Source organism: Streptomyces griseoflavus (assembly GCF_014649995.1).
GTDB lineage: Bacteria > Actinomycetota > Actinomycetes > Streptomycetales > Streptomycetaceae > Streptomyces > Streptomyces griseoflavus.
Genome location: NZ_BMUC01000001.1, coordinates 830,034 through 853,134 on the forward strand (window position 1 = coordinate 830,034; position 23,101 = coordinate 853,134).

24 protein-coding genes are annotated in these 23,101 nt (G+C 73.1%); 9 read left to right on the top strand and 15 right to left on the bottom strand.

The genetic code is table 11. The features are described 5' to 3' along the window. Positions 1-12: 12 nt before the first annotated feature. Positions 13-372, top strand: coding sequence for a 5-carboxymethyl-2-hydroxymuconate Delta-isomerase (locus IE172_RS03605; RefSeq protein ID WP_190095564.1), 360 nt, complete (start codon positions 13-15; stop codon positions 370-372). Positions 373-396: 24 nt separating this feature from the next. Here the strand turns inward: IE172_RS03605 and IE172_RS03610 are convergent, their stop codons facing one another. From IE172_RS03610 to IE172_RS03620, 3 genes are all read right to left on the bottom strand, one after another. Continuing rightward, complete coding sequence (locus IE172_RS03610) at positions 397-870, bottom strand: hypothetical protein (protein ID WP_190095565.1); 474 nt, start codon at positions 868-870, stop codon at positions 397-399. Then, positions 867-1,562, bottom strand: a complete 696-nt coding sequence (locus IE172_RS03615) for a TetR/AcrR family transcriptional regulator (RefSeq protein ID WP_190095566.1) — start codon at positions 1,560-1,562, stop codon at positions 867-869. Before IE172_RS03615 ends, IE172_RS03610 begins: the two co-directional genes overlap by 4 nt. A gap of 64 nt (positions 1,563-1,626) precedes the next feature. Then, positions 1,627-3,534 carry a hypothetical protein gene (locus IE172_RS03620; RefSeq protein WP_190095567.1) on the bottom strand — a complete coding sequence of 636 codons (1,908 nt, stop codon included), beginning with the start codon at positions 3,532-3,534 and terminating at the stop codon, positions 1,627-1,629. Positions 3,535-3,698: 164 nt separating this feature from the next. On the opposite strand from IE172_RS03620, the gene IE172_RS03625 reads away from it, so the two are divergent. Continuing rightward, a complete protein-coding gene (locus IE172_RS03625; RefSeq protein WP_190095568.1) occupies positions 3,699-4,130 on the top strand; it encodes a hypothetical protein in 432 nt (143 codons plus the stop codon). Positions 4,131-4,211: 81 nt separating this feature from the next. Here IE172_RS03625 and IE172_RS03630 read toward each other — a convergent pair whose 3' ends face one another. The 8 genes from IE172_RS03630 to IE172_RS03665 form a co-directional block, all read right to left on the bottom strand. Then, the gene (locus tag IE172_RS03630) at positions 4,212-5,723 is read right to left on the bottom strand and encodes a DUF1996 domain-containing protein (RefSeq protein WP_190095569.1); all 1,512 of its coding nucleotides are present in this window, start codon (positions 5,721-5,723) and stop codon (positions 4,212-4,214) included. 218 nt (positions 5,724-5,941) lie between these two features. After that, positions 5,942-6,595 (bottom strand): LuxR C-terminal-related transcriptional regulator, encoded by a 654-nt coding sequence (locus tag IE172_RS03635; protein ID WP_190095570.1) that lies wholly within the window; start codon positions 6,593-6,595, stop codon positions 5,942-5,944. Next, complete coding sequence (locus IE172_RS03640; RefSeq protein ID WP_403376844.1) at positions 6,580-7,866, bottom strand: sensor histidine kinase; 1,287 nt, start codon at positions 7,864-7,866, stop codon at positions 6,580-6,582. The genes IE172_RS03635 and IE172_RS03640 overlap by 16 nt, the downstream gene beginning before the upstream one ends. A 70-nt stretch (positions 7,867-7,936) precedes the next feature. Then, positions 7,937-8,947, bottom strand: coding sequence for an SDR family oxidoreductase (locus IE172_RS03645; RefSeq protein WP_190095571.1), 1,011 nt, complete (start codon positions 8,945-8,947; stop codon positions 7,937-7,939). A 71-nt stretch (positions 8,948-9,018) separates the two neighbouring features. Next, entirely contained in the window at positions 9,019-9,576 is a 558-nt protein-coding gene (locus IE172_RS03650; protein ID WP_190095572.1) for a winged helix-turn-helix domain-containing protein, read from the bottom strand. Between the two features lie 282 nt (positions 9,577-9,858). Continuing rightward, positions 9,859-10,887 carry a glutamine synthetase gene (gene glnII / locus IE172_RS03655; protein WP_190095573.1) on the bottom strand — a complete coding sequence of 343 codons (1,029 nt, stop codon included), beginning with the start codon at positions 10,885-10,887 and terminating at the stop codon, positions 9,859-9,861. 265 nt (positions 10,888-11,152) lie between these two features. Continuing rightward, a complete protein-coding gene (locus IE172_RS03660) occupies positions 11,153-11,827 on the bottom strand; it encodes an SCO2207 family protein (RefSeq protein WP_190095574.1) in 675 nt (224 codons plus the stop codon). A gap of 98 nt (positions 11,828-11,925) precedes the next feature. After that, positions 11,926-12,297, bottom strand: coding sequence for an arsenate reductase family protein (locus IE172_RS03665; protein WP_190095575.1), 372 nt, complete (start codon positions 12,295-12,297; stop codon positions 11,926-11,928). A gap of 231 nt (positions 12,298-12,528) precedes the next feature. Here IE172_RS03665 and IE172_RS03670 point away from each other — a divergent pair, with 231 nt between their 5' ends. The 6 genes from IE172_RS03670 to IE172_RS03695 all read left to right on the top strand — a co-directional run bounded on the left by IE172_RS03670 (position 12,529) and on the right by IE172_RS03695 (position 18,916). Next, entirely contained in the window at positions 12,529-12,843 is a 315-nt protein-coding gene (locus tag IE172_RS03670; RefSeq protein WP_190095576.1) for a hypothetical protein, read from the top strand. A 224-nt stretch (positions 12,844-13,067) separates the two neighbouring features. Next, a complete protein-coding gene (locus tag IE172_RS03675) occupies positions 13,068-14,276 on the top strand; it encodes a sensor histidine kinase (RefSeq protein WP_229885761.1) in 1,209 nt (402 codons plus the stop codon). After that, positions 14,276-14,950: a response regulator gene (locus tag IE172_RS03680; RefSeq protein ID WP_190095578.1), complete on the top strand. Its 675-nt coding sequence runs from the start codon at positions 14,276-14,278 to the stop codon at positions 14,948-14,950. The genes IE172_RS03675 and IE172_RS03680 overlap by 1 nt, the downstream gene beginning before the upstream one ends. 170 nt (positions 14,951-15,120) lie before the next feature. Continuing rightward, positions 15,121-15,561 (top strand): hypothetical protein, encoded by a 441-nt coding sequence (locus IE172_RS03685; RefSeq protein WP_190095579.1) that lies wholly within the window; start codon positions 15,121-15,123, stop codon positions 15,559-15,561. 23 nt (positions 15,562-15,584) lie between these two features. Further along, a complete protein-coding gene (locus IE172_RS03690; protein WP_190095580.1) occupies positions 15,585-16,355 on the top strand; it encodes an ABC transporter ATP-binding protein in 771 nt (256 codons plus the stop codon). Beyond that, complete coding sequence (locus tag IE172_RS03695) at positions 16,352-18,916, top strand: ABC transporter permease (protein WP_190095581.1); 2,565 nt, start codon at positions 16,352-16,354, stop codon at positions 18,914-18,916. The genes IE172_RS03690 and IE172_RS03695 overlap by 4 nt, the downstream gene beginning before the upstream one ends. Positions 18,917-19,001: 85 nt before the next feature. On the opposite strand, the gene pspAB is transcribed toward IE172_RS03695, so the two are convergent. The 4 genes from pspAB to glnA all read right to left on the bottom strand — a co-directional run bounded on the left by pspAB (position 19,002) and on the right by glnA (position 22,379). Beyond that, a complete protein-coding gene (gene pspAB / locus IE172_RS03700; protein ID WP_190095582.1) occupies positions 19,002-19,580 on the bottom strand; it encodes a PspA-associated protein PspAB in 579 nt (192 codons plus the stop codon). 6 nt (positions 19,581-19,586) lie between these two features. After that, complete coding sequence (gene htpX / locus IE172_RS03705; RefSeq protein ID WP_190095583.1) at positions 19,587-20,501, bottom strand: zinc metalloprotease HtpX; 915 nt, start codon at positions 20,499-20,501, stop codon at positions 19,587-19,589. A gap of 69 nt (positions 20,502-20,570) precedes the next feature. Beyond that, the gene (locus tag IE172_RS03710; protein WP_190095584.1) at positions 20,571-20,831 is read right to left on the bottom strand and encodes an SCO2583/SCO2584 N-terminal domain-containing protein; all 261 of its coding nucleotides are present in this window, start codon (positions 20,829-20,831) and stop codon (positions 20,571-20,573) included. A gap of 138 nt (positions 20,832-20,969) precedes the next feature. Continuing rightward, a complete protein-coding gene (gene glnA / locus IE172_RS03715; protein WP_190095585.1) occupies positions 20,970-22,379 on the bottom strand; it encodes a type I glutamate--ammonia ligase in 1,410 nt (469 codons plus the stop codon). Positions 22,380-22,590: 211 nt separating this feature from the next. Between glnA and IE172_RS03720 the strand changes: the two genes are divergently transcribed. Further along, entirely contained in the window at positions 22,591-23,061 is a 471-nt protein-coding gene (locus IE172_RS03720) for an RDD family protein (protein ID WP_190095586.1), read from the top strand. Positions 23,062-23,101 lie beyond the last annotated feature (40 nt).

The window sequence follows — 23,101 nt, forward strand, 5'->3', positions numbered from 1 at the left end:
ACAGGAGGGCTCATGCCGCAGATCACCGTCGACTACTCCGAGCGACTCGCGGACGGCTTCGACCGGCCCGCGTTCGCGCGGGACCTGCACACCGCCGTGGTGGAGATCGCGGTCGCCAAGCCGCAGGCGTGCAAGACACGGTTCCGGCGCACCGAGGACGTCGTGGTCGGTCCCGACACCGACGGGCACGCCCTCGTGCACGTCCACATCGCCCTGCTGGCCGGCCGCGGCGACGAGACCAAGGCCCGGCTCACCGAGGCCGTGCTGGACCTGCTGCGGCAGTACGTCAAGCCGTCCGAGGGGCAGACGCTGCACGCCTCCGCCGAAGTGCGCGACCTGGACGCGTCGTACCGGAAGTTCGAGGGCGAGTAGACCCGCACGGGCCGGCGGCGCGGGTCACGACAGGTCACGGCGGCCCAGCCAGGCCGGCCGCACCGGGACACCGTCCTCGTCCACCGCGGCGGGGCCGGACACCGGCCCCGCCGGCTCGCCCGGCTCGCCCGGCTCGCCCGGCCCGGCGGGGGGCCCGGCCGGGGCCGGTTCGGGGACCCGCGGTTCCCGCGCCCGAGGTGGCGGGGCGGGGGGCGCGTCGGAGTCGGCCAGCAGTTCCCCCACGGTGAACCGGCTGGCGAAGGTCTGCCACGACCCCTCGACGACGAGCAGGAAACCGTCGGCGGTCCGCAGCAGACGACGGCGCCGGGGACTGCCCGGGTGCTCCGGCACATAACCGCGCGCCTGCCGCTCCAGCTCCGCCAGCGCCTCCTCCCGGGACCCCTCGACCTGCGCCAGCACCCGCGCCACCGTGTGCTTGCGCTGCCCGATGCCCTGCGTCGTCTCGACGACCAGGGCCCACGTCGTCCCCGGAGTCACGGACCGGCCAGCGCGATGAGCCGGACCGCCAGGTCGGTGAACGGACCGTCGCCCGGCTCGTCCTTCAGCAGTGCGCGCAGCAGCGAGGCCAGCTCCTCGTCACGGGACGCGGCGACGGCGGCGAGCGCGGCGAAGTCCTGCACCAGCTGCGCCTCCAGCTCCTCGCGCGGCACCCGCCGCCCGTCCAGCCAGATCAGCGCCGTCGACTCGACGAGCGAGACCCAGGACCGCACGACCAGCTCCAGCCGGGCCGGCGCCGGGCCCACCACACCCATGTGCGACAGCATCTGCTCGTAGGCGGCCTGCCGTACGGAGTCGACCAGCGCGTTGGTGGCCGAGGACCCGACCGCCGGGCCGCCGCGCATCAGGGCGGCGAAACCGGGGCCGTGCTCGTCGACGAAGTCGAAGAACCGGGCCATCACCCGCCGCAGCCGCGATCCCAGCGGGCCCTCGTGCGGCTCCACGAACCGGGACGACAGATCCTCCGACGCGCGCCTCAACGCGGCCTCGTACAGGCTGAGTTTGCCGGGGAAGTAGTGATAGACCAGCGGGCGCGAGATACCCGCCCGCGACGCTATCTCGTCGATGGAGACCTCGTCGGGAGAGCGCCGGCTGAACAGTTCGAGGGCCACGCCGATCAACTGCTGCCGCCGCTCCTCCACTCCCATTCTGCGACGCGCCCCGGTAGTCATGCGAACACCTTACCGATCGAATTCGGCCTCGAACGGTCCGGACTGGCCGACGGTGTTCACGCCCTCAGCGCAGCCCGCCGACCGACCGCCCGTCCTCCAGTCTCCCCCGGAGGTCCGCCCGCGCACCCTTCGTGGCGCGGACGGTCAGCAGGTTGCCCGCGGCCGACCCCTCGACGCCGCCCGTCGCCCTCACCGACGCGGTGTCGCGGCTGCCGGCGGCCAGCAGGTACCAGCCGCCCGCCCCGGACCTCCACAGCACCCCGGCGAGCACCCGCGGCTCCCGCGCCCCGCACTCCGGCACGTCCTGCGCCTTCGCCGCCACCGCCCCGGACCGGGCGCCCGGCGTGCGGAACTGCGCCAGCACCCTGGACCCGCCGCCCCGCCAGGTCTCCGCCCGCGTGCACACCCACTCCGCCGACCCGGCGGCCCCGGGCAGCGGCTGCTCGGCGAACGCCCAGGCGTTGACACTCCGCACCCCCGCCGAGCGCACCGCGGTCAGCGAGCAGGCGTACGGTGCCCAGGTGCGCAGCGCCTTCGCGCCGGAGGCGTCCCGCGGTGACCCGGGGGGCCCCGCGGTCAGCCGGGCCGGCACCAGCTCGCCCAGGTCGGTCAGCAGCCGGGTGTCCGTGCCGTCGCTCAGGCGCAGCACGTTCCACGAGGTGCAGGGGCCCCGGCGCAGCGCGGGGCTCGCCAAGGGCGAGGTCACCCCGTCGACGAGGGTCAGGGCCATCGCGCCGGAGCCCGGCCCGCGCAGGTCCCGCTCGGCGGCCGCCCGCACCCAGGGGGCGGTCAGATAGCGGACGTTGCCGTCGGCCCGGCTCAGCACCACCGCGCCCGACCCGGCCTTGCCCGCGCCGTCGGCGCGCGCGAGGTCCAGCACGGCACCCTCGGTGCCCTCCTCCGGCTCGGCGTAGCGCACGACGCGCAGACCGTCGTAGAGGATCACCACCCGCGCGGTGTCGACCGTCCCCGCGTACAGCAGCTGGGGCGGTCCCGCGGGCCCGCCGGCCGGGGTGCCCGGGGTCGCCGACACCCGCACGCTCTTCCCCGGCCGCGCCCAGACGGCCAGCGCGCGGCGCAGCAGCGCCCGGTCACCGGTGCGGTCGCCGCGCGCCGGCCACACGGAGAAGTCGGTGCGCGCGGAGGTCCGCCACGCGGCGGGGGAGATACGGGTCAGCTTCCCGGGGTCCAGCGCGGCCCGCGCGGCCGGGCTCTGCGTGTACGGGGGAGCGGCGGCGCCGTCCGCGCCCCAGCCGCCGCCCGGCAGGGCGAGCAGCGTCCCGCACACCGCCAGCGCGGCCCCGCCGACCAGCGCGGCCTTCAGGTGCCGGCGGCGGCGCAGCAGGTCCGTCGGCCGGGCCTGCAGCGAGCACGCGTCGAACTCGGGGGAGTCCAGCAGCCGGTAGGGGTCGGGGATCTGGTCGGCCTCCGCCAGCGCGCCGTCGGCGTCGGTGACGCCCGCGGCCTCGAGGACCTCGCGGACGTCACCGTCCGGGAGCCGTTCGAGGCCGCGCAGCGCGTGGGCGGCGCGTGCCGGCCCGGACAGGGCCGACATCCGCTGGTCCAGGGCGAGTTCGTCGGCGCCGCCGGGGCGCGGGAACAGCCTCAGTCCCCACACCCGCGGCAGGGGCGGCGGCAGCCGGGCCCACCGGCGGCCGCCGGCCCCGCGCCGCAGCGCCGTCCGCACCACCTGGAGCCGGACCAGCGCGTACCCCGGGTCGTCGGCCCGGCCGGCCTGCTGGGCGGGGATCAGCGGCGCGGCGGTGCGGCCGCGGGGCAGCGCCCGCTGCACCAGGCCGTGCGCGGACAGGACCCGCCTGCGCCGGCCCATGGAGGAGGGCAGCACCAGGTAGGCGAGCCGGACCAGCCGCGGATAGTGCTCGACGAGGGCGGCCTCGGCCTGCTCGACGTCGACGACCGGACCGGCCGGGGAGGAGGGCGCGGCGGACTGGGCGGCATCCTGTGACTGCACGTTCAGCAGAACGAGCGGACGGGCGGATGGTCACCTGGCCCGGCCGTCACCGCGGATCTGAGCAATGCGGGCGCCGTATCCGTATCGGAGGCCGAGGGCCCCGGGCCGGGGCTCCGTGCGGCGTGTCGCCGTCACGATGTCGCCGTCAAGGACCGGAGGAACACATGAGGGTGACCCGACCGATGCTCGCGCTGACCGGCGCGGTGGCGGCCCTGGCGCTGGCGGGCTGCGGGTCCGGCGGCGCGGACGAGGACCAGGTGCCGCCCACCGCGACGGGCAGTCTGGAGCACCTGGCCGCCGAGGCGAAGTGCGAACCGGACATGCAGACCGACGCCGACACCATCCGCCAGGCGCTGTGCCGGAAGGGCGACGAGAAGTACGTCCTGGCCACCTTCGCCACCGACCGCGGCCAGCGCGAGTGGCTCAACACCGCCAAGGACTACGGCGGTTACTACCTCGTCGGCCGCAAGTGGGTGGCCGTGGGCGAGGAGAGGACCGTCACTGCCCTGCGGAGCGCGCTCGGCGGGACGATGGAGGAGGGCTCCGAGCACATGAACCCCGGTGGCAGCCACAACCAGGGCGGTCACCACGGCTGACCCGGCGGGCGCGGACGGACGGAGGGGCCGGCGGCGGGATCTCCCACCGCCGGCCCCTCCGTCCGTCACCGGACTACCGCACTACTGGCAGTCCTGGCCGCTGTTGATGCACTCGACCATCTGGTTCATCAGGTCCTCGTCGAAGAAGTTGATGAAGTCGTTGTGGTCGGTGATCGGCTTGTGCAGCTGCTCCGGGAAGGAGTCCACCGCGAACGGGTTCACGACCTGCCCGTCCTGGATCCGCGGGGCCGGGATGTCGTCGTACACCAGGCGGACCTGGAGCTGGGGGATGGCCTGGAAGCCGTTCGAGCAGGTGCCGTCCGCCTCGACGAAGTCGACGTGCGTGCGGTGGTTGGCGCTGTCGATGTTCTGGCCGTCCCAGCAGCTCTGGAAGGCGGAGGTCCGCACCACGCTGCTGCCCTCGGGGCAGATCGGGTACTTGTCCGTCACCTGCCGGTCCTCGAAACCGGTGCAGCTCCAGGCGGTGTTGGCGTTGTTCAGGCCGTTGGTGAAGGCCTTCGCGTCACCGGTGATGATGCGCAGCGCCCTCGGCATCGCGACGACATCGCTCGTGCGGTTGCCGACGAACTTCAGCTCCGCCGCGGACGGCGCCACGATCTTGCCGACGTTGCCGTCCTGGCCGCCGCCCGGCCGGCCCTGGTCGATGTCCTGCGTACCGTCCTGGATCCGCAGCACCGGCCAGAAGTACGACGACCGGTCGCCCTGGTTCTGGCAGGTCGTGTCGCCGCCCGCCAGGTCCTGGTCGCTGGCGAAGGCGGTGTTGGCCTGGTTGCCGACGTAGTCGTGCTGGTGCTGCGCGCCGTTGCTGACGCCCGGGGCGACGATCACGTTGTCCGAGTTGCGCAGCGCGTTCTCGTTGGTGCCGCACTCGGTGGTGAAGGTGCCCGTCGAACCGCCGTCGCCGTTCGCGGCCAGACCGTTGGGCAGGTTGCGGGAGTTCGGCTGGACGTCCTCGATCTTGACGAAGTCGTCCGCCACGGGCCCGTTCTGGGCCTGGCCGCCGTTGCCCTGCTCCCCGCCGTTGTCCTGGCCGCCGCCGTCGTTCTGACCGCCGCCCCCCTGGTCCTGGCCGCCGCCACCGCCGTTGTTGTCGCCCGGCTGGTCGACGGGAACACCCTGGCAGCGGGCGAACCGGCCGAAGTCGCGCGGCGCCTTGCCGCCCGCCCGGTTGATGTTGATGCCGATGCGGTCCAGCGTGGCCGTCCGCTTGGACTTCAGCGGCCCGAGGATGGCGTTGTCGACGTAGTTCGCGTCGCCGGCCTGGGCCTGGCGGGTCTCCGCCAGACGCGTGTAGGCCTCCGTGATCTGCCGGTCGAGCGCCGCCAGTTCCTTCGCGACGCCCTTGCGGGCGCTGCGCGGCACCTTGGTCAGCTTCTGGCCGACGTCCGGACAGTTGATCGTCGCGACCTGCGCGTTCCGCGACTTGGTCCGGTTGTGCTGACCTCCGTCCTCGTGAGCCGAGGCGTAGAAGTTCGCCCAGACCAGCCCGCCCCCGCCGAGCGCCAGGGCCGCCGCCCCGGCGGTCACCTTGGTCGCCAGCGGCATACGACGTTTTCTTGTGTTGCGTCCCATGGAACTCCTCTTGACCTTCCTTACGGGGGCATCCCATTGCGGGGCATCGAGCGGCCCGACAGGAGTGAAGCGGCTCCCTTGAGTACGCGAGCCGCCCCACGGGTGTTCAGCCGTCCCGCGAATCGATGGAAAGTCAGTACGGCCACAGGGGTTTCAACGGGCGCTGCACAACCGGCAGTTGTGGATCAGGCACCTGGGGTGAAGGGGTGGGTCCGGTTTCACCGGCCGTGGTCGAGATAGGCCAGAACCGCCAGCACGCGCCGGTTGTCGTCGTCCGAGACCTCCAGGCCCAGTTTGGCGAAGATGTTCGCGGTGTGCTTGGCGATCGCCCGTTCCGTCACCACCAGCCGGCCCGCGATCGCCGCGTTCGTCCGCCCCTGCGCCATCAGCTCCAGCACCTCCCGTTCCCGGGGCGTGAGCCGCGCGAGCGGCCGGTCACCGCCCGACTGCCGCGCCAGCAGCTGCTGGATCACCTGCGGATCCATCGCCGTGCCTCCCCGCGCCACCCTCCGCACGGCGTCCACGAACTGCTCCGCGTCGAACACCCGGTCCTTCAGCAGATAGCCGACGCCACCACTGCCGTCGGCGAGCAACTCCCGCGCGTACAGCTGCTCCACGTGCTGCGACAGCACCAGCACCGGCAGCCCCGGGCGCCTGCGGCGTGCCTCCAGCGCGCACTGCAGCCCCTCGTCGGTGTGCGTCGGCGGCAGGCGGACGTCGACCACGGCGACGTCGGGTTCCCGCTCGGCGAGCGCCCGGGCCAGCTCGGGCCCGGACTCGACGGCCGCGGCGATCTCGAAGTCATGGGCCTCGAGCAGCCGGACGAGTCCGTCGCGCAGCAGGAAGAGGTCTTCGGCTAGGACAACGCGCAAGGGATCTCCATGGTGACCATGGTGGGGCCGCCCGCGGGGCTGCTGACGGCCAGGACGCCGTCGAATGTACCCAGGCGCCGCTCCACCCCCGCCAGCCCCGAGCCGGCGCCGACGACCGCGCCGCCCTTGCCGTTGTCGCCGACCGTCACCCGCAGATGGCCGTCGGCGTGGTGCAGGTCGACCCAGAGGCGGTCCGCCCCGGAGTGCTTCACCGCGTTGGTGAGGACCTCGCTCACCGCGAAGTACGCGGCCGACTCCACCGGCGCCTCCGCCCGCCCGGGCAGCTCCACGTTCACCTCGGTGGTCACCGGCAGCCGCAGCGCCAGCGCCCGCACCGCGTCACCGAGACCGCGCTCGGCCAGCACCGGCGGGTGGATGCCGCGCACCAGTTCCCGCAGTTCGGTCAGCGCCTCGGCGGAGGACTGCCGGGTCCGCGCCAGCAGTTCACGGGCCTTCGCCGGGTCCTTCTCGATGAGCGCCTCGACCGTCCCCAGGTCCATGCCCATGGCGACCAGCCGTGCCTGCGCCCCGTCGTGCAGGTCCCGCTCGATGCGCCGCAGCTCGGCGGCGGAGGTGTCCACGGCGTCCCGCCGGGTCTCGGTCAGCACCCGTACGCGCTCGGCCAGTTCGGTCTGGTTGGACCCGAGGACGGCCCGGGTGAGCCGGAAGTGCGCCTGGAACGCGGACACGGCGTAGCGGTGGGCGACGACGAGCAGGACCGCGCCCAGCGCACCGGCGCCCAGCGCCGAAACCTGGTCGTCGACCGGGACGAAGCCGTACCAGTACGGCCCGTACTCGGCGTACGGGCCCCCGGCCATGGTGCGCCACAGCCCGGCCGCCAGTGCGAAGCCCTCCAGCGGGTAGAGCACCAGCACGGCCGGGAGCAGCGCGGTCACGAAACCCGCCGTCATGTCCACCGGCAGCCACCGCAGGTCCCGCAGGACCGCCGGGTCCCGCAGCAGGGTGAAGGTGCGCGTCCACGGGTTGGCGTCCTCGGGAACCGGCCGGTAGGCCGGGGGGATGCGCACGCCGCCCCACTCGGCCGACAGCACCCTGCGCCAGTCGGCGAAGGCCCGGACGCCGGTCAGCACCCAGGGCGTGGTGACGAGCCCGATCCCGACGGGAACGAGGGCGATCGACAGGAGGGACAGGGCGAGGCACAGCACGGACAGGGGCAGTGAGACGACCGCCAGCACGAGCCCCCGCCAGGCCGCGCGCACCATCCCCCGGGCCCTCGAAGTGGTGCCGTCGCGCTTCGTGTTGGTGTTCATGGACATCAGTCTCATCGAGCGTCCCGGCGCGGTCACTGGGCCGGGCCCCCCGCCCGGGGGGTGGTGCTGCCTACACCCCGTCCGCGATGCCCAGCACCTTCGCCTCCACCTCCGGGTCGAGGCCCTTGGACGTCCGGTCCGGCCGCCGCGGCGCGGTGCCGCCGATCTCCGTCAGCCACCGCCAGGTGTCGGCCACGGTCTCGGCGACCGGGCGGCACCGCAGTCCGGCCGCGACCGCCCGGGAGACGTCCGCGGAGTGCAGCGCGTCGTGCAGGTCGCTGCCGGGCGGCACCCACACCGGCAACTGCGTCCACGGCTCGATGCCCGCGGAGAGGATCGTCTCCGGCGCGGTCCACCGCAGCTCGGCCGGGCCGCCGGTCGCCCGCACACAGGCCTCCAGCAGCTCGCCCGTCGTCGCGTGCCCCTGCGGCGAGATCAGGTTGTACGGCCCGCTCAGCCCCTGCTCGGCCGCCCCGAGGATCCACTCCGCGAGGTCGCGGACGTCGACGTACTGCAGCGGCAGCTCGCGCGGGCCCGGGGCGAGGACGGGGCCACCGCGCGCCATCCGGTTCAGCCACCAGGGCAGCCGCCCCACGTTCTCGTACGGTCCGAGGATCAGCCCGGCCCGTACCAGCAGCGACCGGTCCGCGCCGAAGGCGTCCACGGCGGCCAGCTCCCCGCCCCGCTTGTCCCGCGCGTAGTCCGTGAGGTCCGCGTCGGCGGAGGCGCCCTCCACGACCGGTGCCCGCTCGGTGTACCCGGCGGGCGGGGCCCACGCGTACACCGAGCAGCTCGACACGTACACGTACCGTCCGGCGCGGTCCCGCAGCAGCCGCGCCGCGTCCCGCACCGCGCGCGGCGCGGCCGACCAGGTGTCGACGACGACGTCCCACTCACCGGGGTCCTCGTCGAGCGCCGCCAGACCGTCGAGCGCGGTGCGGTCGCCCAGCAGCGTCCGCACACCCGCCGGGGCCTCGTGCCGGCCCCGGTGGAAGACGGTCACCTCCCAGCCACGCCCCACGGCCGCCTCGGCGACCGCCCGGCCCGCGAACTCCGTACCACCCAGCAACAGAAGTCTCATACCGGCGACTCTGCCCGCCCGGGCGGCGGGAGGGAACGGGAATCTGCTGACGGCAGAGGGGCCGTGCGCGCTCAGCGACCCGCCGGCGGAACGTACTTGTAGCCGACCCGGCGCACCGTGCGGATCGTGTCCCGGTGCTCGGCGCCCAGCTTGCGGCGCAGCCGGGCGATGTGGACGTCGACGGTACGGCCGTCGCCGACGTGGCCGTACCCCCACACCGTGCCGACCAGGTGGTCCCGGGTGTGCACCCGGCCCGGGTGCGCCACGAGGTGGGCGAGCAACTCGAACTCCAGGTAGGTGAGGTCGAGCGGGCGTCCGTCCACCTGAGCGGTGCGCTGGTCCGGGTCGACCCGGACCAGCGGATCACCGGGAGGCCCGGCGGGTTCGGGTGCCGCCGCCGCGAACGGCGGCTGCCGGTCGGCGGGGACCAGCACCAGGTAGCCGACCATCGGGGGCCGCCCGGGCAGCACGGGCACCGCGTTCGGCGGCGCGGGCAGCCAGGTGGCGCCGGGCGGCAGCAGATCGGCGACCGTCACCACCTCGTCCCGTTCGACGGCACGCAGCCGTGGCGGGGCGGGAACGGCGGGGGAGACGGAGGGGAGGGAGGACAGGGAACGGGTGGTCGCCATGAGACGTCAGCTCTTTCGCGCGAAGGGTTCGTCGTGGACGTACGCGGTGCGCGGCGGCCGAGGGCCGGGGAGAAATCCGGGCGTCAGAGGGCCGGCGCGTTCGTCGCGCGACAACACACCCGGTCGAAGTCGTGGTGCTGACGGGACGGCCAGAACGGCTCGAGGTCACTGCGCCTCGTCGCGTCGCACTTCCGGTAGCCGGCCATGTTCCTATTGAAGCAGACGACGCGAGGGGCGCCCACCGTGAACGGTGGACGCCCCTCGTGAGGACCGCGGTACCGATCAGATCTGGCCGGCCTTCTCCAGCGCGGTGCAGCACGTGTCGACGAGCAGGCGGGTCACCACGTACGGGTCGACGTTGGCGTTCGGACGGCGGTCCTCGATGTAGCCCTTGCCGTCCTTCTCCACCTGCCACGGGATGCGCACCGAGGCGCCGCGGTCCGAGACGCCGTAGGAGTACTCGTTCCACGGGGCGGTCTCGTGCAGGCCGGTGAGGCGGTCGTCGATGCCGGCGCCGTAGTTCTTGACGTGGTCCAGCGGCTTGGAGCCCTCACCCAGCGACTCGGCGGCGGTGATGATCGCCTCGTAGCCCTCGCGCATCGCCTTGGTGGAGAAGTTGGTGTGCGCGCCGGCGCCGTTCCAGTCGCCCTTGACCGGCTTGGGGTCCAGGGTGGCGGAGACGTCGAAGTCCTCGGCGGTGCGGTAGAGCAGCCAGCGGGCCACCCACAGCTGGTCGGAGACCTCCAGCGGGGCCAGCGGGCCGACCTGGAACTCCCACTGGCCGGGCATGACCTCGGCGTTGATGCCGGAGATGCCGAGGCCCGCCTTCAGGCAGTTCTCCAGGTGCGCCTCGACGACGTCCCGGCCGAAGATCTCGTCCGAGCCGACGCCGCAGTAGTAGCCGCCCTGCGCGGCCGGGAAGCCGCCCTCGGGGAAGCCGAGCGGGCGGGCGCCCTTGAAGAAGGTGTACTCCTGCTCGATGCCGAAGACCGGCTCCTGGGCGGCGAACTTCACGGCGACCTCGGCCAGCGCGGCACGGGTGTTCGACGCGTGCGGCGTCATGTCCGTGTTCAGGACCTCGCACAGCACCAGGACGTCGTCACCGCCGCGGATGGGGTCCGGGCAGACGAAGACCGGCTTGAGGACGCGGTCGGAGGCGTGCCCCTCGGCCTGGTTGGTGGAGGACCCGTCGAAGCCCCAGATCGGCAGGTCCGCGCCCTTGGCGTCGTCGCCCAGGATCTTCGTCTTGGAACGCAGCTTGGCGGTCGGCTCGGTGCCGTCGATCCAGATGTACTCGGCCTTGAAGCTCACGGTCCACATCCTTCGGGGGTGGGTCTGGCGCGCTTGTGCGGGTGCTGCGGCGCTGCGGCACTGGGGCGCCGCCGTCGATGTCACGCAGCTTGTCAACAGGCGATTTCCCGGCCATTGCCCGGATGTGAACCCCGTGTTACCTGGCGACGGCGCGCCCCGTCCCCCTCAGGGAGGGGAGCGGAGGAGGGCGCGGTGTATGCGATGGACGCGAAGGGGCCCGCCGCTCCCGACCGTGAGCAGCGGGCCCCGGACGGGGATCCGGGCCTCACCCCACCTTCTCGATCACCGCGCGGCGGATCAGGAACTTGCCGGGCTCACGGACCTGCTCGAAGGCGGCGTCGTTGAGCAGCACGCAGCTGCCGGACACCGAGGTGACCTCCACCGTCGTGGACTTGTTGTTGTCCAGGTTGGTGACCTTCAGCTTCGTCCCGGCCGGGAACTGGTTGCTGGACGCGGCCGGGGCGCCGGCCTCACCGGAGAGGGTGACGGTCGACCCGTTGCACACCTGCTCACCGGAGGCCGCGGCACCCTCACCACCGGCCTGGCCCCCGCCCTGGCCCTGGCCGCCCTGGGCCGGCTGCGACGGGGCGGGCTGCTCCGGCTGCGCGGTCTGGGAGCCCTGAGCCGACTCCCCAACCGTGCACCCGGACGCCTCCTGCTGGACCCGGATCTGGGCGATGACCGCCTCGCGGTTGGCGATCCGTGCCTGGGACTGGGCGTCGGGGGCGGCCCGCTGGCCCTCGATGAACTTCTCGTTGTTGCCGAGCGCGGTGGCCAGGCCCTGGCACACCGTCGAGTTCGCCGCCGACTTGGTGGTGGCCGCCGGCGGGGTGGCGTTCGACGTGGTCGCCATGACGACGGCACCGCCGCCCGCCACCGTGGCGGCGCTCAGCAACAGCGCGAGCTTCTTCTTCGGACCGAGACTTCTCCTGCGCGACATGCGCGCCTCCTGAAGAGGTAGGGGGGCGTACGCCGCTATGTACGAGATACCGAACGGAGTTGCTCAGTCGTCCCGTCAGGTCGCCGAAGTGGCTTGCGTCACACGTCCGTTCGGCGGGAGAGGGCGTCCCGGACGGCCTCCTCCGAGCGGGCCACGACCGCCGTCCCGTCGTCCGCGGTGATGATCGGGCGCTGGATCAGCTTCGGGTGCGCGGCCAGCGCGGCGATCCAGCGGTCCCGCGTCCCCGCGTCCCGCGCCCACTCCTTGAGGCCCAGTTCCGTCGCGACGGCCTCCTGGGTCCGTGTGATGTCCCACGGCTCCAGTCCCAGCCGCTCCAGCACCGCGCGGATCTCGCCCTCGCCCGGCACCTCCTCCAGGTAACGGCGGACGGTGTAGTCGGCCCCCTCGGCGTCGAGCAGGCTGACGGCGGCGCGGCACTTCGAACAGGCCGGATTGATCCAGATCTCCATGCCGCACACGGTACGCCGCCCCCTCGTTGTTCGATTTTCGAGCCGTCGCGCGCGTGTCCTGCGGGGCGGGTGGGCCAGGCGGTAAATCCTCCTCTCACCAGCGCAATTGATGGCTCGTGACGGTCTGCTGATTGTCAGTGCCGGGCAGTAGAATGGAAGCAGTGTTCGAGGGATTCGCCGGGGTCGCCGTGGACCCCGGCCGACCGCCCCGACCGCGACAGGAGGATGCCCGTGCCCGCTGCCGCACTGAAGCCGAAGCCCCTGCCCACCCAGTCCACCGCGACGCGCCCCGTGCCGCTGGAACTGCCCTGCGCCCCGGTGGAGAAGAGCCCTCTGCCGGCGGGCCGCCCGCGCGAGTGGTACGTCACGCACAACCGCCGGCTCAAGGCGATGAGGCTCGCCATCGCCCTGCTCGACTCCGGCGTTTACCTGCCCGGCCAGGCACGCAACGAGAGGATCCGCCGCACGGCGGCACTGATCGGTGTCCACCCGCCGTCGGACACGACGTGCCACATGGTGCGCGCGTTCATGCGCTACAACCGCTGAGAGCCGGACCGGTGCCGGGCGCCTCCCCCGGGGGGGCGCCCGGCACCGCCGTGCCGCACGCTGAGGCAGTATGGGCGGGTGAGGGGCCGAGGGCACCCTCATCCCCGAAGTAGGCGTGCACGGCCGGTACTTGTACCGGAAAGGGCCGCGCGGGCGTGCCCTACCGGAGACGAGAGGCAGGACGGTTGGCTGAGCAGAGGACGGTATCGGTCCCGTCGTCCTGGATGACGCCGTCCGGCCGGTACGGACGCGCCGTCGCCCGGGCGTGCGACCTCGGGATGGCCCTGGTGGTCCTGGTCGCGGCGGAGTACTACAGCGCCGACTACGACCTGCTCCTCGGCGGTGCGATGGCACTGAGCCTGCTGGCCCGCAGGCGGTTCCCCGGTACGGTGATGGCGGTCGTACTGGCCCTGGGCGCCGTCCAGTTCGCCCTGTCCGAGCTGCCCGACCTCGAGCTGGCCTCGGCGCCCGCCTCGTACGACGCGGCCGTGCTGTTCGCCATGATGTCGGTCGTCCATCACTCCAGGACCACCTGGATGCCGTACCTCGCGGGTGCCGCGGTGCTGCTGGCCACGGCGGCCGGGACGGTGGGCATGCCCGCTGCGGGCGTCGAGCCGTTCGTCGACCTCGAGATGCTCCTCATCTACTGGGGACTGACGCTGACGGTCTGGCTGACCGCCTTCGCCCTGCACACACGGCGCCTCTACGCCGAGAGCCAGGCCGCCCGCGCCTGGCACGCCGAGCGGGAACAGGAGCAGCGGGTCCGGCTGGCCGCGACCCGGGAACGGGCCGAGATCGCCCGTGAACTGCACGACGTGGTGGCGCACAGCCTGGCCGTGATGATCCTTCAGGCGGACGGCGCCGGATCCGTGCTGCGCAAGTCGCCGGACATGGCCGAATCCGCGCTGAAGACGATCGCCGCCACGGGCCGGGACGCCATCGACGACATGCACCGCATCGTCCGCGTGCTGCGCGAGGGAAACCCGGACTCCGGCACCCCGGACCCCGCCGACGGCGGCCCGCCACGACGCCTGATCACCCTCGACGAGGTCGGGGTCGTCGCCGACCGCGCACGGGCCGCCGGGCTGACCGTGGACGTGTCGATCGAGGTCGGCGAGGGACGGCTGTCGCCGGCGGAGGAGATGACGGCCTTCCGCATCGTCCAGGAGTGCCTCACCAACGTGCTCCGCCACGCCGGGGCCGGAGCCGGGGTCGACATCCGGCTCCGCGAAGAGCGGGGCACACTGCTGATCGACGTGACCGACGACGGAGCGGGCACCCTCGCGGGCAGCGGCGTCGGCGGCCGCTCCGGGGGGAACGGACTCGTGGGGATGCGGGAGCGGGCGGAACTCGCCGGCGGCACCTTCGAGGCCGGCCCCCGGCTGGGCAGTGGGTGGCACGTACAAGCATCGATTCCGACAAGGGCGACGTGATGGCACAGGCAGACGGACCGATCCGCGTGGTCGTGGTGGACGACCAGCCCCTGATCCGGGCCGGCTTCTCCATGGTCCTGGCCGGCCAGGAGGACATCGACGTCGTCGGGGAGGCGGAGAACGGGGCGGACGCCCTCGACCTGCTGCGAAAGGTCGAGGCGGACGTCGTCATCATGGACATCCGCATGCCCGTCATGGACGGCATCCAGGCCACGGAACAGCTGATGCGGTGGGACGCCCCGCCCGGCGTGCTGGTGCTGACCACCTTCGACAACGACGACGACGCCTTCGCGGCGCTGCGCGCAGGAGCCGGTGGCTTCCTGCTGAAGAACGCCCCGGCCACGGAGGTCGTGAACGCCATCCGGGTCCTGGCCGCGGGGGAGTCGGTGGTGGCGCCGCGCATCACCCGGCTGCTCCTCGACCGGGTCTCGGACCGGCTCGCGCCGGCGAACGGGCAGGCCGAACGGCTGGACGTCCTCACCGGGCGGGAGCGGGACGTGCTCACCCTGGTCGCCCGGGGGCTGTCCAACGCCGAGATCGCGGCGGACCTCTACGTCGCGGAGGCCACGGTGAAGACGCACCTGGGCAACCTCATGGCCAAACTGCACCTGCGGGACCGCGCCCAGGCCGTCGTGTTCGCCTATGAGTCCGGGCTGGTCCGCCCCTCCCCCTGAGGGTGCAGAAGCGTCCCCGGGCTCTGCCCCCGGGGACGCAGGAACCCCCCGGTCCGGTGTGTCAGATCCGCGGCGTCCGATCTCGGATCCCTGGCCGATGTCCGGCGGGCCGCCGGAATCCAGACTTCTCACTGTCGCCAAACGCGGCCGAGAAGACACCGGAGGACCCGATGAACACCACGCCGACCACCCCCGCCACGCCGGACCGCAAGCGGAACCGTCTCGTCATCGGCGCGGCCACCGCCGTGGTCACCGGGGCCCTGATCGCCGGGGCGGGCTACTGGTGGCTGGACCGCGACGAGCTCAGCCAGGCGTCCGCCGCAGACTGCCGCCTGGCGCAGCGCATCATCACCGAGGCCGAGGCGATCTCCACCGGCCCCGCGCCGGACGCGGAGACGTGGTGGAGGAAGACCGGCGACGAGCGCCGCGCGAGGATGAAGGACGGCTACCTCGGGGCCAAGATCTCCCAGTACGAGGGGTGGGCGCTCGCGACCGCCCAGAAGTCCCCCGAAGCACCGTCCGCGAAGGACGTGAGGAACCTCCAGGAAGAGGCGCGGGGCCACTGCTCGGACTCCGGCGTCACCCTGTCCATGCCGCCGCTCGGCGCCTGACCCGGATCGCGGGAACCGCCCCCATGGCCGCCCACACCGCCGCCCGCGCCCGCACACCGGACGACGACGTCATCACCGCCACCGCCCTGACGAAGACCTACGGTCGGGGCACCGCCGAGGTCCGGGCCCTCGACGGGGTGTCCGCCGGCATCCGGCGTGCCCGCTTCACCGCCGTCGTCGGCCCCTCCGGGTCGGGCAAGTCGACCCTGATGCACTGCGTCGCCGGACTCGACACCGTCACCTCCGGCAGCATCGTCCTGGACGGAACGGAGATCACCGGGCTGTCCGACCGGCAGCTGACCCGGCTCCGCCGCAAACGCATCGGGTTCGTCTTCCAGTCCTTCAACCTGCTGCCGCAGCTGACGGCCTACGAGAACATCGTGCTGCCCGTCACCATGTCCGGCGGGCGACCGGACCGCGACCTGGTGGACCACCTCTGCGACGTCCTCGGCATCGCCCACCGGATGGCGCACCGGCCCGCCGAACTCTCCGGCGGTCAGCAGCAGCGGGTCGCCGTGGCCCGCGCCCTGGTGGCCCGGCCCGCCGTGATCTTCGCCGACGAACCCACCGGCAACCTCGACTCCCGGGCCGGCGCGGAAGTCCTCACCATGCTGCGCCGCTCCGTCGACGAGCTCGGCCAGACGGTCGTCATGGTCACCCACGACCCCACGGCGGCGCGGTACGCGGACCGGGTGCTGACCCTCGCGGACGGACGGGTCGTCCGGGACGAGGACGCCGTCCCCACCGGGCGGGCCGCCGCACTCGTCACCGGCACCGGGGCGGGGCGGCGATGAGGAACCCCTGGCGCGCGACCGTCCTGGGCTCCCAGGTGGCGGAGCTGCTGCGGCGGCCCGGACGGTTCGCGGCGACCGGACTGTCGCTGCTGATCGCCGCGTTCGTCGTCTTCGGCACCGTCATGGCCCAGCAGGTCATCACCGCGACCGTCGTCGACGACTTCCGCGGGACACCCGAAGCGGTGTCGCTGGTGATCGAACCCGGCGGCGGTCAGGACATCGGCGAGGACCGCCTCCGCGAGATCCGCACGACGCCCGGAGTCACCGAGGCCGTCGGCCGGCTCGACGCAGGCACCCCGCTGGACGGCAGCGCCGTCGAACGCTACCTCGCGCTGTCCGCGGACCCCGGAACCGGCGCCCTGGCCGAGGTCCGCCTGGTCAAAGGCACCTACCCCGCCGGGCCGGGCCGGCTCGCCGTCGACACGCGGGCCGCGCGGGAATACGGTCTCGCACCGGGCTCGTCGCTCGTCCTGCTGCGGCCCGGGGCCGACGGCGACGGCACCCGAAGGGTGACGGTCGAGGTCAGCGGCATCGTCCGCGGCACCGCCACCGACGACGCCGAGCCCACGGGGTACGCCCCCGGCCCGCACCTCAAAGACCTGCTCGGCGCGTCCGGCTACTCCCGCGTCGACGTCCGCACCGACACCGCGTCCTTTGCGTCGGCGGATCCGGAGCGGCTGGCGGAGCGGATCCGGCAGGCGGTGCCCGGAGCGCTGGTGCGGTCCGGGGACGAGGTGCGGGACGAGGAGACCCGCGCGGCGGTGGCGGAGGCGGGCGACACCCTGGAACTGGTCACCGTCTTCCTCGCCGTCGCCGTCGGCGCGGCCGTTCTCGTCGCGACCTCCACCTTCCGCATCGTCTTCGCACGGCGGGTACGCCAGCTGGCGCTGCTGCGCGCCATCGGGGCGACCCCGCGCCGGCTCGCCGCCGCGCTGATCGTCGAAGGGGCGGTGGCCGGCCTGCTGGCCGGCGCGGCCGGTGTACTGGCGGCCTGGGGCTGCGGGCAGCTCGTCCCCCCGGTCGCCGGGCGGTTCGGGCACGACCTGTCCGTCCCCGCCCACCTCCCGCCGGCGGAGGCCGTGCTCACCGTGCTCGGCACCGGTCTCCTCGCGGTCCTCGCCGTCCTCGCCCCGTCCCTGACCGCCTCCCGCGTCTCCCCGCTGCAGGCGCTGCGCACCGCGGAGTCCGGGGAGGCCGCGGCGAACGGCATCGGCCGGACCGTGCTGGGACTTCTCTGCGCGGCGGGCGCCGCGCTCCTCGCCCGGCAGCAGTACGCCGGGCTGCCCCGGCCGGGCGACACGGAGTACGACCGGTTCGAGGCACTGACCGTCGTGGTGCTCTCGGGAGGGCTGGCCTTCCTGGCCGTCATCGCCCTCGGCCCCCGGCTGGTCCGGCCGGTGCTGGCGGCCGTCGCCGTGCCCCTGCGCCGCACCGGTGCGGCGGGCCGGCTCGCGGTCGCGGGCGTCGGGGGCGCGCCGGGCCGGGCGGCCTCGGTCTCGGTCGTCGTGGCCCTCGGTGTCTGCCTCGTCGGCTCGACCCTGACCTGCCTCGCCTCCCTGAACGCCTACGACCGCCACCGGCAGGCCGTGGAGGCGCCCGCGGACCTCCGCCTGTACGAGAGGGACGGCGGGACGCTGGACCGGTCGCTGGCCGCCGACCTGGCCTCCCGCCCCGAACTGGCCGACGTGACCGCGTTCCGCACGGCGGAGGCCGTCGGGGGCGCCCGCAGCGCGACCGTCTCCGACCTGGACCTCGCCACCGTCCGCTCCGGCGGCGCCCTGACCGCCCGCACCGGCTCCCTCGACCACCTCGAACCCGCCCACGTCGTCGTGGACGCCGATCACGCCCACCGGCTCGGCGTCGAGGCCGGCGACCACGTGACGCTGCAGTTCGAGGGCCGCCCCGTCCGCTTCACCGTGGCGGCGACCCTGCCCGGAGCCGGACCCTACGGCGGGAACTTCTTCGTCACCGCCGCGGACCTCACCCACGCGGGAACGGACACCGCGCCCACCACGGTCACCGCGAACGCCGCGGAGGACGGTGCCCGGGGACGGATCCGCGCACAGCGGGCCGTCACCGACACGCTGACCGGCCCGGAGCGCGGCGACGGCCGCGTCGTCGCGGAGGACCCGGCCGCACAGGCCACGGGCTCGGACGACCTGCGGACGATGGCCACGACGGTGGTCCTGGTCCTCGGCCTGACCGTCCTGGTCGCGGTCGCCGGAGTCGCGACCACGGCGAGCCTCACCGTCGTCGAACGCACACGGGAGTTCGGCCTGCTGCGGGCCCTGGGGCTCGGCGGGGCGGCCGTGCACCGCATGGTCACGGTGGAGTGCGCGCTCCACGGCGTACTGGGCGGGGTCCTCGGTCTGGCCCTCGGCGTGCCGTACTCCTGGCTGGTGGTCCGGGTCGCCGAGACGAGCGCCCCGTTCACCGTCCCGGTGGGGCAGCTCGCGGCGGTCGTCACCGCCCTCGTCCTGGTGACCGCGGCGGCGGGAACGGTGCCCGCCCTCCGCGCCTCCCGCATCCCGCCGACGGTCGCCGTCGCACAGGGCGTCTAGGGGATGTCAGACACCCCCCTGGCGGCCGCGCGTGGAGCCGGGCGCCCGCCCACGGTCGCGGGCGCCCGGGGTGCGCGGGCCGGCTCTACAGCCCCGGCGCGCCCCACACGGGGAACCAGCGGCCCAGGTCGCCCTCGACGGGCAGCTCACCGGCGAGTACCGCCCGTACCCGCAGTTCCAGCGCGTTGTCGCGCCGCTGCCGGTCACCGGGCAGCGGGGCGAAGGGGTAGAACGTGCCGCGCTTGTAGAGGTAGACGAGCGCGAGCCGCCGCCCGTCGTCGTCACGGAAGGCGGCCAGCGAGCAGAGCAGCTGCGGTCCGAAGCCGTCGGCCTCCATGACGCTGTTCACCGCGTGCACGTCGTTCACCACGAGCGGCAGTTCGTCGGGGGAGCGGCGGGTGACGAGCCAGGAGTAGCCGTAGGAGTCGCGGCTCAGCTCCACCGGGGTCCGGCCGGCGTCCGCGTCCAGCAGGGCGCGGATCTCGCGGTGCGTCTGCTCGAAGGCCGCGCCCTCGACCGTCGCGAAGCACACCGCGCCCTGCCCGGTCGGCCTGAAGCCGGCCGCGGCCTCCAGGCTCACCGCCGCCGACGGCAGCGCGAAGAGCCGGTCGAGATCCGGGCCCACGACCCGTGACCGGCCGAGCAGGACGTCCAGCAGCCCCATGGCCGCTCAGGACTTCCCGGGCAGCGCCGCCTCACCCAGCTCGGCGGAGATGCGGCCGAGCTGGTCGAGCCGCTGCTCCAGGCTGGGGTGCGTGGCGAAGAACCGCCCGACGCCCGGCTCGGCGCCGAAGGCGGGCGTGAAGTAGAACGCGTTGAAGGCCTGGGCCGTGCGCAGGTCCTTGGTCGGGATGCGGGCGATGTCGCCGGTGACCTTGGTGAGCGCGGACGCCAGCGCCGAAGGGCGCCCGGTGAGCAGGGCGGCGGCCCGGTCCGCCGCCAGCTCCCGGTACCGGGACAGGGCCCGGATCAGCAGGAAGCTGATCGCGTACACGGCCGCGGAGACGGCCATGACGACCGTCAGGACGGCCAGGGTGTTCTGGTCCCGCCGGCCGCCGAAGATCTGCGAGTAGAAGGCGAATCGCACCAGGAGCCCCGCGATCACGCCCAGGAAGGACGCGACCGTGACCACGGCGACGTCCTTGTGCGCCACGTGCGACAGCTCGTGCGCGAGCACGCCCTCCAGTTCGGCCGGCTCCAGCCGCCGCAGCAGCCCCGTGGTGACGCAGATCACGGCATTGTCGGGGTTCCGGCCCGTCGCGAACGCGTTCGGCATGTCCATCGCCGACACGGCGACCACCGGCTTGGGCATGTCGGCCAGCGCCGACAGCCGGTCGACCACTCCGTGCAGCTCCGGATAGTCGTCCCGCTCCACGATCCGGCCGCGCATCGCGAACAGCGCGATCCGGTCGGAGAACCAGTACTGCGCCCCGAACAGCAGCGCCACGATCACCACGACCAGCACCCAGGACTTCAGCAGCGCGATCAGCGCGGCGACGAATCCCACGTACAGCAGACCGAGCAGGAACAGCGTGATCCCCATCCGCACGGTCAGTCCACGGTCGCTCCGGAAGCGGCTGCGCATCTGCCTCACCTCGCCTCGGGCACTCGTCCCGATGTCCAGTGTGCACCCGCCGGGGCGCTGGGAGGGGGCCTAGTAGGAGCCCCGGAAGTTGACGTACCCCAGCAGCACGATGATCGCGGCCACGCAGCCGAGCACCACCGCGGTGGAGACCCACGAGGAGCGGCCGGAGGAGCCCCGGTGCTCCGGGTCGGCCCGGAACGGCACCGGTCCGGGCGGGTTGTCCTTCCAGCGGGCGGCGAGCATACGGGCCCGGGCCGACGGCTCCTTGTGCTCGGCGCCGTCCGCCCACGTGAGGTCGAACTCCCGCTCCTCTTCGTCCCTTTCGGACATCCCCGTGACTTTCTCTCGAACAACGGTGTCAGACCAAGGATCCCTCCCCGGGCGCGCAGAGGGAAGCTTTCCGGACACACGACGGCGCCCCCGCCCCCGGACGGCCGGGGACGGGGGCGCCGTCGTGACGCGGGCGGATCACACGTCGAAGTACAGCTCGAACTCGTGCGGGTGCGGGCGGAGCTGGAGCGGGGCGATCTCGTTCTGGCGCTTGAAGTCGATCCACGTCTCGATCAGGTCCGGCGTGAACACGTCGCCCTGGAGGAGGAACTCGTGGTCGGCCTCGAGACGGTCCAGCACGGCACCGAGGGAGGTGGGGACCTGGGCCACGTTGGCGTGCTCCTCGGGAGCCAGCTCGTAGAGGTCCTTGTCGATCGGCTCGGCCGGCTCGATCTTGTTCTTGACGCCGTCCAGGCCCGCGAGGAGCAGGGCCGAGAAGGCCAGGTACGGGTTGCCGGAGGCGTCGGGGGCGCGGAACTCCACGCGCTTGGCCTTCGGGTTCGACCCGGTGATCGGGATGCGCATCGCGGCGGAGCGGTTGCGCTGCGAGTACACCAGGTTCACCGGGGCCTCGAAGCCCGGCACCAGACGGTGGTAGGAGTTCACCGTCGGGTTGGTGAAGGCCAGCAGCGACGGGGCGTGCCGGAGGATGCCGCCGATGTAGTAGCGGGCGGTGTCCGACAGGCCGGCGTAGCCCTGCTCGTCGTAGAAGAGCGGCTCGCCGCCCGTCCACAGCGACTGGTGGACGTGCATGCCCGAACCGTTGTCACCGAAGATCGGCTTCGGCATGAAGGTCGCGGTCTTGCCGTTGCGCCAGGCGACGTTCTTGATGATGTACTTGAAGAGCTGCAGGTCGTCGGCGGCGGCGAGCAGCGTGTTGAACCGGTAGTTGATCTCCGCCTGGCCGGCGGTGCCCACCTCGTGGTGCTGGCGCTCGACCTTCAGGCCCGACTTGGCGAGCTCCAGGGACATCTCGGCGCGCAGGTCGGCGAAGTGGTCGACCGGCGGGACCGGGAAGTAGCCGCCCTTGTAACGGACCTTGTACCCGCGGTTGTCCTCCAGGGCGCCGGTGTTCCAGGCGCCCGCCTCGGAGTCGATGTGGTAGAAGGACTCGTTCTCGGAGGTCTTGAAGCGCACGCTGTCGAAGACGTAGAACTCGGCCTCGGGTCCGAAGTACGCGGTGTCCGCGATCCCCGTGGAGGTCAGGTACGCCTCGGCCTTCCTGGCCACGTTGCGCGGGTCGCGGGAGTAGGCCTCGCCCGTGATCGGGTCGTGGATGAAGAAGTTGATGTTCAGCGTCTTGTCGCGGCGGAACGGGTCGATCCGCGCGGTCGACAGGTCCGCGCGCAGCGACATGTCGGACTCGTGGATGGCCTGGAACCCGCGGATCGACGAGCCGTCGAACGCCAGCTCCTCGTCGGGGTCGAACGCCTCGGCGGGGATCGTGACGTGCTGCATCACACCCGGCAGGTCGCAGAACCGGACATCGATGAACTTGACGTCCTCGTCCGCGAGGTACTTCTTGGCGTCGTCGGCGTTCTGGAACATCCAGCTCCTCCTACTCCCGACCGTCCCGCCGGGGTGGTAGATCGTCTGTGCTGCCGGGTGTGGGCGGCACTCGCTGCACTCGACCCTAGGGACGGGTCATTTCTCGTGCGTGACCCATTTGTTTCGCACAAGTTAACCAGCCCCTCTTCCACGGTAGCCCCGCCGCACCCCGCCGTCCTGTGGTCATATCCGTGCGCAGTACCGTGGACGGGTGGACAACAGGCAAGCAATCGGATCATGGCTGTCCGGGCCGCGCGCGGCCCTGGAGGACGCCGGTGCCGACTTCGGTTACCGGGGCGAGCAGCTGGGACTGCCGGAGGACGGGCCGGGCTCGATCGCCCGCCCCGGCCGCAGGCTCGGCGCCCTCGCGGTGGACTGGGGTCTGTGCATGCTGATCGCATACGGTCTCATCACCGACGGCTACGACGGACAGTCGACCGGCAACTGGGCGCTGCTGGTGTTCCTGGTGCTGAGCGTCCTGACCGTCGGCACGGTCGGATTCACCCCGGGCAAGCGCCTGTTCGGGCTGCGGGTCGTCGCCCTCGACAGCGGCCGGGTGCAGCCGCTGCGCGGGCTGGTGCGTTCGGCCCTGCTGTGCCTGGCCGTCCCCGCCCTCGTCTGGGACCGCGACGGCCGCGGACTGCACGACCGGCTGGCCCGCACGGTCGAGGTGCGGATCTGAGGTCCGCACCCGGGACGGCTGATCCGCTTCGGGACGTCCG

Bases quoted from the DNA above. Each gene is read 5' to 3' on its own strand.
- IE172_RS03650 (WP_190095572.1), bottom strand. From the start codon at position 9,576: ATGGCGACCACCCGTTCCCTGTCCTCCCTCCCCTCCGTCTCCCCCGCC.
- IE172_RS03665 (WP_190095575.1), bottom strand. From the start codon at position 12,297: ATGGAGATCTGGATCAATCCGGCCTGTTCGAAGTGCCGCGCCGCCGTC.
- IE172_RS03695 (WP_190095581.1), top strand. From the start codon at position 16,352: ATGAGGAACCCCTGGCGCGCGACCGTCCTGGGCTCCCAGGTGGCGGAG.
- IE172_RS03690 (WP_190095580.1), top strand. From the start codon at position 15,585: ATGGCCGCCCACACCGCCGCCCGCGCCCGCACACCGGACGACGACGTC.
- IE172_RS03625 (WP_190095568.1), top strand. From the start codon at position 3,699: ATGAGGGTGACCCGACCGATGCTCGCGCTGACCGGCGCGGTGGCGGCC.
- htpX (WP_190095583.1), bottom strand. From the start codon at position 20,501: ATGCGCAGCCGCTTCCGGAGCGACCGTGGACTGACCGTGCGGATGGGG.
- IE172_RS03645 (WP_190095571.1), bottom strand. From the start codon at position 8,947: ATGAGACTTCTGTTGCTGGGTGGTACGGAGTTCGCGGGCCGGGCGGTC.
- IE172_RS03630 (WP_190095569.1), bottom strand. From the start codon at position 5,723: ATGGGACGCAACACAAGAAAACGTCGTATGCCGCTGGCGACCAAGGTG.
- IE172_RS03680 (WP_190095578.1), top strand. From the start codon at position 14,276: ATGGCACAGGCAGACGGACCGATCCGCGTGGTCGTGGTGGACGACCAG.
- IE172_RS03615 (WP_190095566.1), bottom strand. From the start codon at position 1,562: ATGACTACCGGGGCGCGTCGCAGAATGGGAGTGGAGGAGCGGCGGCAG.
- glnA (WP_190095585.1), bottom strand. From the start codon at position 22,379: ATGTTCCAGAACGCCGACGACGCCAAGAAGTACCTCGCGGACGAGGAC.
- pspAB (WP_190095582.1), bottom strand. From the start codon at position 19,580: ATGGGGCTGCTGGACGTCCTGCTCGGCCGGTCACGGGTCGTGGGCCCG.
- IE172_RS03685 (WP_190095579.1), top strand. From the start codon at position 15,121: ATGAACACCACGCCGACCACCCCCGCCACGCCGGACCGCAAGCGGAAC.
- IE172_RS03660 (WP_190095574.1), bottom strand. From the start codon at position 11,827: ATGTCGCGCAGGAGAAGTCTCGGTCCGAAGAAGAAGCTCGCGCTGTTG.
- IE172_RS03640 (WP_403376844.1), bottom strand. From the start codon at position 7,866: ATGAACACCAACACGAAGCGCGACGGCACCACTTCGAGGGCCCGGGGG.
- IE172_RS03710 (WP_190095584.1), bottom strand. From the start codon at position 20,831: ATGTCCGAAAGGGACGAAGAGGAGCGGGAGTTCGACCTCACGTGGGCG.
- IE172_RS03675 (WP_229885761.1), top strand. From the start codon at position 13,068: ATGACGCCGTCCGGCCGGTACGGACGCGCCGTCGCCCGGGCGTGCGAC.
- IE172_RS03605 (WP_190095564.1), top strand. From the start codon at position 13: ATGCCGCAGATCACCGTCGACTACTCCGAGCGACTCGCGGACGGCTTC.